Origin of the sequence: Ruegeria sp. HKCCD7221, assembly GCF_013031225.1 — a bacterium.
Lineage (GTDB): Bacteria > Pseudomonadota > Alphaproteobacteria > Rhodobacterales > Rhodobacteraceae > Ruegeria.
Map to the genome: position 1 here is coordinate 46396 of NZ_WPZE01000013.1, position 7229 is coordinate 53624.

Below are 7229 nucleotides of genomic sequence, written 5' to 3' on the forward strand. Positions count from 1 at the left end.
AGGTTTTTAACTAGGACAAAGTCGGCGCCGCAACCTACCAATGCCGAGAAGTAAACCTTCAAACCGTGTTCTTCAGTTCATTCGTCAATCATCAAGCCAAGCTGCATGGGAACCCGGCTTTGCCCCAAATCCTTTACACCGGTGCGCTTACCTCGTCCCGTGTCACTTGACAGTTTAAATACCTAAGTGTGGGCCTCGAGCCTAACCTCATACGTTTAGTTCGAAAACTTGATTAAATCACAAAGCCTCCTCCGACCCGTCTTAATATGCGTATTGCCTTCCTTAACGAGCAGGCGCATGCCTAAACTCAATCGGATGCGGTTTCTACATATCTGACACCTAAAACTGCCTCGAAGAACGGGACAAATAGGCAATCCCGAACCGATCAAGACAGACGCAATTCAAAGGTAGACCGATTTAGGTTCCCGGTTCGATCTGGCCCAATAACCCTTCAAGGGTTAAATTCAGTTCCTGAAAGATCTCGTCGTTGGAATCGGGCGCATCATGCCAAGTATGACTACTGCTGTCTCCTCTGCGCTCAACCACTGCATTCAGTGCATCTGCGCGGAGACATAGAAGATTGCCCTCATCTTCGATTGCGGCCAAAAAACTGGTGTCAGCAGCGGCGAGGACTCCCTCCGGATATCCCAACCTTTTCAACAAGGAGCGTTGAACGACATGGGAAAAGCCTGCCAGATGGCCGCCGCCCGAGAAGATCCTAGAGCTTTGATAGAATTCCGGCCTGTTCACTGGAGGGATCATAAGTAAGCGACCGTCATCCACATAGTGGAAGAATGCCGCCCTCTTACCCATCACGTCCGGCCACAACGCAGCTGCTCCTAGCATGAGATCTTCGACGTAGTTTGGACCGTAGTTGTCATCGTCGTCCATGCGAATAACGTAGTCACCGCCGCCACGAGCAGCGCCGAGATTTAGCGCAGTCGAGGGGCTAAACCGACGCGGTAGAAACACTATTTGCTCGCAATCTTCTGGACAAAGGGCGGCGCTGTCCCACTGTCCGGGATCGTCGGTGTTTGCGACAACAATCAATTCCTTGTTCGACCAGGTCTGCGCACGAAACATCTGAAGCACCTTCTCGATCTGACCGGGACGGTAGGTGGGGGAGACAACCGTTGCGCGCGGGCCAAGAGGCTCGGTAGCCTCCGTGTCCACGCATCGAGCTAGTTGCAGCGCAAACGAACCCGCGGAATGGTTTCGGTGCACCTTGCGCCATGTCGACTGTATGCTCATCTGTGCGCATACAGGGTCCATCTTGAAACGGCTAATGAAGGCGCGAAGCTCTCTGGGGTTATGAACTATCTGAGCGAAACCACGTCGCGGGTCATCTTCAGCGATCTCACCTAGTATAACGACAGCACACCGACTTGCGGCAGCATGAAGTGCATGCTGCACGTCCGGCCCCGGGTCGCGATCTGGCCAAGCGATCTGGACAAGCAGATCGGACGCCGCGAACAGATGGCGCAGTTGGTCTGCCGAAACTGTGCCAAGGCAGACATCGACTAAAGTCGAAGGCAGCAAATCGACACGGAATTTCTTTACGACATGATCGGCGGAGCAGAGGGAAAGACCAAATGGAGCAAGGCTGTCAAGCAGTTCCTCGATTCTAGAATCCGTTACAACGCGCGCCAGATCAAGCGACAGAAGTCGAAAGGCACTAGGCGCATGCTCCGGGCCAGCAACGAAACCATGATAGAGAGCAGGTTGAAATGCTGCCGAGATCAGTTCCGCGGCAATCCCTTGGCAGCGGAGCGCATCTTGAACAGCTGGATCCGAGACGAAGACATGATCCGCCTCGATCGCAAGGGGCGCGAAAAGGGGAACTTGTCCACGATTCCCTCTCATAAGAGCAATACGCGGCACACCGGCATTGGCCGCCAGACGCATCAAGTCTCGAGCCTGTTGCCCTGCGCTCGACCAGTCAAAGAAAGAAAGTTTCCACTCTCCGCCAAGGTCGTCGAGAGCGGATTCGACGACTAACGCATCGATCAGGCCAGAGGCCAGAACCGCCGGTGCCGTGTTTGGGTTGAGCGCAAGCGTTGGTGCCTCGAAGCGTAGCAGGTCGAACCCTTCTGCCGAGCCGACAAACCCAAACCGTGTCTTCAAGCGCGGCGCCCGGCGCGACTGTGCCAGTGCCGTCGGCTCAAAATTCGCGCATGCAACGACATGCCGCGGAAAGAAGGGTTTCTCCAAATTCTCAATGCGAAATTTCTGGAATGGCACGCTGGTGTGACCTCTGTCGGGCGATCTCCAGCATTTGAGCTGGTCAATAAAGACTGTTAAAGGCACATCGTAGTAAACACAACAATCACCGTCCTTGCATTCTATCCGGCGTTGCAAATAATACCTTACATTGTGGCGGGACGATTGTTGGCCCAGAACCCACTCGAGGATATGTCCCAATGTCAGAACACCGCGCAGTGCCTTCTATCTATTCGACCGATAAGGACACGGGTAACCGCGCAGTCGTGATTCTTGGTAGCGGGCGTAGCGGCACATCGCTTTGTGCGAAGATTCTGAGAGAGCTGGGCGTCGAGATGGAAAAGACCCTGGAACGGCCCAACGAGATGAACCCCGAAGGATACTTCGAGGACAGGCGGCTTGTCGAAATCAACAAGCGGATTCTCGACAAACTCGGCGCGTCGCTTGAATTTGGGCCGCTCGGCGAAATCCACCGAGAAACGATTTCAACGGAGCTGCAAGATCTGCGCGATCACTTGGCAGATTGCTCCTCTGCCTATCCGAAGCTTTGGGGATTCAAGGACCCGCGTGTGTCTCTCCTTCTGCCAGTTTACCGTTCGGCGTTTCAGAACGTCGGCATTGTTCCTCGATATGTCTTTTGCGCCCGAAACGCCGGTTCGACCGTAGAATCTCTCCATCAAGCGACCGGCCGTTCGCGGGAAATTTGTGAATGGACATATTTTGTTCGTAGCTACATGGCTCTTCGCGACAGCGCAGCGAATTGTTACGTCCTGCATTATGAAAAGTTACTGAAAGCGCCGGTCGAGCAAATCGAAAAACTATGGAGCTATGTAGGCGATGACGCGACACCGTGCCCGTTAAGCCCGGAGGCGCGCGAGCGCCTTGTCGAAAGAAAATACAATCGTTCAGAATTGCGAGCACAGCCTGTTTCTAACCCCTTGGCCGGCCGAATCGCGTCACTAATTAATGAGTTAGAGGGTTCTAAATTCAACCGTGATACTGTTTTTGCGGAGTTGCGGGAAATCGACTCCATTAACTCAGCCTACGAACTTCGACTCCAGAGGGAAATCGAGGTTCGACTCTCGTCGCAGGCCAAGAAACTGCAGCGTAACGCAATCCAAACAAAGTTTGCAGATGTCCTAAACACTGAACTTTCTACCCTACAGGCCAATGTCGCCCGACTCGACAAGGAGCGGAATGCGGCGATTGCGAGATCACGTTCGAACGAGACTGAAGTCAAGAAACTGGCGCGAGAAATCGAACGGCTCAATGCGGAACGCGCGAGGTTCCAAAAACCACAGCAAGAGACAAAGCGCGAGAAGAAAATGAGTAAAAAGGAAAAATACAAAAGGTCGATCCAGAAAAGACTGAAGCGCCTTTCCCTGCCATGGCGCTCCAAGAAAAGCCAACCGGGCGAGGCCTTAAAAGGTACCACCAGGTAGATGCAAGAATTGACTAAGGAATTCCCGAATGACCGAAATGGGGCGCTGCGCATTTCGATTGTTAGCCGAAATCTTCTGGTCGGCGCGGGTGGGATGGAGCGGACCGCGGCAAACCTAGCAAACCATATGGCTCTGCAGGGTCACGTTGTTGCTGTTTCTTATCGCGACCAGCCTGGCAGAAGCTCACTTTATCCTCTCGCCGAAGCTGTTGAGCACATTCCTTTCGACGGAACGACCGGTTCGCTAACCGACGGAATAGAGAGTTTTCGGCCCGAAGTCGTTGTTTACTTCTATGCAACCTCTATGGAGGCCCCCAGTATCTTTGCGATTTGTCAAACCGGCGTCCCAGTTGTCCTGCACGAAGGGTCCAACCCGGAACGGGTAATAAACAACAACTGGGCCGTCGAAAAGGGCATATCTCCGGAACAGGCAAAGCTGGAGCGACTGGCAATGATGTCCGTTTGCACACGCATCCGCTTCACGTTGCCGCAGTATCGCGATAGTCTGCCCTTGCCGCTTCGGAAAGATTCAGTTGCGTTCCCGAATGCCTTCGCACCCGCCGAGCCAGAAAATTTAACCCTCAGGTCGGACACCGGCCGTAGGATCTTCCTCAACATCGGTGGGCTAAAAAGGGTAAAGAACGTGATGGCCGCCGTGCGTGCTTTTGCCATGATTGCGGATGACTTGCACGACTGGGATTTCCACATCTTTTCCGCGGAGGGAGCCCGTAATCCGGTGCGCCCGGAACTTGAAAGGTTCGTAGCAAGAGAAGGGCTGGTGGGACGCGTCAAGGTTTTCCCACCGACGCCTTACATTGGGCGTGAATACGGGCGGTCGCACGTTCATGTCATCGCGTCTAAGGAGGAAGGCCTGCCAAACTGCATCGCCGAAGCCGCGTGCCATGGCTTGCCGTCTATCGGGTTCACCTGTTGTCCGGGCACAAACTCGATGATCGTCCACGAGCACAATGGCCTGCTGGCCGAAGGCGGCGTGAACGAAATCCATCATCTGGCGGCGGCGATGCGACGCGCGGCAACGGATGACACAGCCCGAAAACGGTGGGGCGACATTGCCCTGAAGGAGAGTGTGCTTTACGCACCGGAACGAGTCTTTTCCGAATGGGAAAAGCTGATTCTCGGGGCGGCCGCCGACCGAGCAAGCCCTGAAGAGCGGCTTCGGAGGCGGTTTGACAAGGACGGTGAATGGCGTCGCTTGCGCGCTGTACAACGCAGCTCGTTCGCGGCCGAACCCTGGTCCTTGCCGCCGCGGCCGTCCTTCGACGAAGCGGAACCACGCGTTAGTATTGTTGTCGCTCTTTTTAATAAGGAAGAATACATCGGCGAGACATTGGACACGATCTCCGCTTGCGCCTATCCGTTCAAGGAGGTGCTAGTCGTAGACGATTGCTCGACAGATCGATCCGCCAATATCGCCGCGGAATATTGCGCTCGGCATAACTGGAAACTGATCCGGCATGCGCAAAATGGCGGGGTTTCAGCGGCCCGCAACACCGGGCTCGCTGCGGCACGCGGCGAATATATACATTTCTGGGATGCCGACGATATCTATCACCCCGACGGAATCGGCACCTTACTGCATGCAATGCACAAAAGCGCCGCCGATATCGGCACTGGTGTTGCGACTCGCGACGGCGAGGTAATCGGACGCTACGTGGCGTCAGCACGCGACGTAGCGGGCTTTAATTATGCGCAGGTGCCCGAAAGTCTTTCCACTACATCCGCATGCTTCAAAGTCTATCGCCGCAGTTTCCTTCTTGAAAACGGCCTGCAGTTCATACCGGGGCTGCATATCGAGGACGCAGCCTTTAACCTTTGCGCGTTTCCGTTGGCCGAACGGATCGCTATGACATCTGCCATTCTCGGGGAGTACCGATTTGTCGAGAAGTCCGAATCGCGAAAAATCCACCCAGCCCGGTACGATTCGGCGCTTCGAACCGAGGAAATAACCCATGACTTTTATTTTGAGAACGGGTTGCATGCTCTGGATGCGCTAAGGCAGGACCAGTTGATAAGTAAAGTTCTTGCTTTTTTCGTGCGCCGGGCGCGGCACGGTTCTCTGCCGATTGACGAACAAACGCGGCCCGAGGATCTGGACTTCAACTTTCTGGCTGAACTTCAACGAAGGCTTCCTCGGCTTTCCGAAGGCCTTTTGATGAATTCGGACCGCAATATCCGTACTCGGTTAGCCTGCTGCGCTATCAGAGCAGGATATCTGATATGGGTACCGTTCCTACTCGGCGGCGTACGGCCAGATGGCCTTCGCAGCGATCTGCTGGCCGCCGCGGAATCCGAAAAACCCATCATTGACGCGATGCTGAAAAAACTCCGCCACGCCGGGAAGGTGGCTACAAAGTAACGGCTATGCGCATTCGTCTGCTCTTTCAAAATCGGCACAAGTTCTTCGGCTCTGCGATATAAATTCACAGGCAGATACGAAACCGATTTGCCCGCGCTCTACAGGCCTGTATCTGACAAGGCAATCGGTGAACTGACAGAAGCGAACCAGCGATGTAATGTTGCTGTCGAGGAACAGGATTCAGAAAAATACTATTGTAAAAATGAGCAGTTCCACGCGATCTGGTACCGAGAATCTGGAAATAGCTTCCTCGAACAAGAGTGCCTTCGCTTCCAGCGTAGACTTCAACCGTTCCTGTGCCGCGAGGAACAGCATGGTGCGCTTCCACCATTCACGGCAACATAAGCCGTGGCACCGGTATATTAGATAATGAACTCTACGTTGGACGCTTGGTTTGGAACAGGCGTCGCTACGTCAAGGATCCTAAAACCGGGCACCGGATTTTACGGCTCAACTCGCCTGAAGACTGGGTTTCAGTGCCGACGCCGAAATTGCGCATTATTCCACAGGAACTATGGGACGCTGCAAAGTCGCGCCAGCAACAAACCACGCTCCCCAAGCGGGTCAACCTGAGTCGCGCTATGGGCAACGCCCGACGCGCAAAACACCTGTTGTCAGGACTGCTTCGCTGCGGTGCCTGCGGCGGTGGCATTGCAGTGATTTCGCAAACACACATCGGCTGCTCCGCTGCGCGCAGCAAAGGCACCTGCAACAATCGTAAGTCCGTTGCACGAACCAAGGTTGTAGTCCGGGTGCTCACCGTCCTCTCCGATCACTTGATGGCCCCAGAACTGTTCCGTGCATTTTGCAAAGAGTTCGTCGCAGAGACCTATCAGTTGCGAGCCATGTTACAAACGTCTCATGCATCCGAAGCAGCTGAACTCGCCAAGACAAGTCACGCTCTGGAACATCTCGTCCAAGCACTGATAGACGGCGCTACAGCATCGACCGTCAAAGACAAAATGGCTGAGTTGGAAGCGAGGAAAGCCCAATTGGAAAATGACTTGAACGCGGCGCCAGCGCCCCAACCTGTGCTGCATCCCAACATGTCAGCAATCTATCACTCAAAAGTCAGCAACCTTGCCGAAGCTCATAATGAGCCCGATGTGCGTGGCGAAGCTGCAGAGGCGCTGCGCGTTCTGGTTGCGGGAAGTTTCAGCGCATTCCAAAATCGACGCGTCGTCAGTATCA

5 protein-coding genes and 1 pseudogene are annotated in these 7229 nt (G+C 54.4%); 5 read left to right on the top strand and 1 reads right to left on the bottom strand.

What is annotated here, in order from left to right; genetic code table 11:
- Window positions 1–417: 417 nt before the first annotated feature.
- Window positions 418–2421, bottom strand: a complete 2004-nt coding sequence (locus GOX73_RS19860) for a glycosyltransferase family 2 protein (protein ID WP_171135076.1) — start codon at window positions 2419–2421, stop codon at window positions 418–420.
- Here GOX73_RS19860 and GOX73_RS19865 point away from each other — a divergent pair.
- The 5 genes and pseudogenes from GOX73_RS19865 to GOX73_RS19880 all read left to right on the top strand — a co-directional run.
- Window positions 2421–3662 (top strand): hypothetical protein, encoded by a 1242-nt coding sequence (locus tag GOX73_RS19865; protein ID WP_171127037.1) that lies wholly within the window; start codon window positions 2421–2423, stop codon window positions 3660–3662. The two genes, GOX73_RS19860 and GOX73_RS19865, sit on opposite strands and share 1 nt — an antisense overlap.
- Complete coding sequence (locus tag GOX73_RS19870; RefSeq protein WP_171135077.1) at window positions 3663–6038, top strand: glycosyltransferase; 2376 nt, start codon at window positions 3663–3665, stop codon at window positions 6036–6038. It abuts the gene before it with no gap.
- A gap of 87 nt (window positions 6039–6125) precedes the next feature.
- Window positions 6126–6383, top strand: coding sequence for an FCD domain-containing protein (locus GOX73_RS21100; RefSeq protein ID WP_217351028.1), 258 nt, complete (start codon window positions 6126–6128; stop codon window positions 6381–6383).
- Window positions 6335–6568 (top strand): annotated as a pseudogene (locus GOX73_RS21105) (recombinase family protein); the annotation flags it as partial. The gene GOX73_RS21100 and the pseudogene GOX73_RS21105, both read left to right, overlap by 49 nt.
- A 51-nt stretch (window positions 6569–6619) precedes the next feature.
- Window positions 6620–7229 (top strand): zinc ribbon domain-containing protein (locus tag GOX73_RS19880; protein ID WP_217351029.1); only part of this gene is annotated, 610 nt, incomplete at its 3' end.

Coding starts and splice junctions, on each gene's coding strand:
- GOX73_RS19865 (WP_171127037.1), top strand. CDS start 2,421: ATGTCAGAACACCGCGCAGTGCCTTCTATCTATTCGACCGATAAGGAC.
- GOX73_RS19870 (WP_171135077.1), top strand. CDS start 3,663: ATGCAAGAATTGACTAAGGAATTCCCGAATGACCGAAATGGGGCGCTG.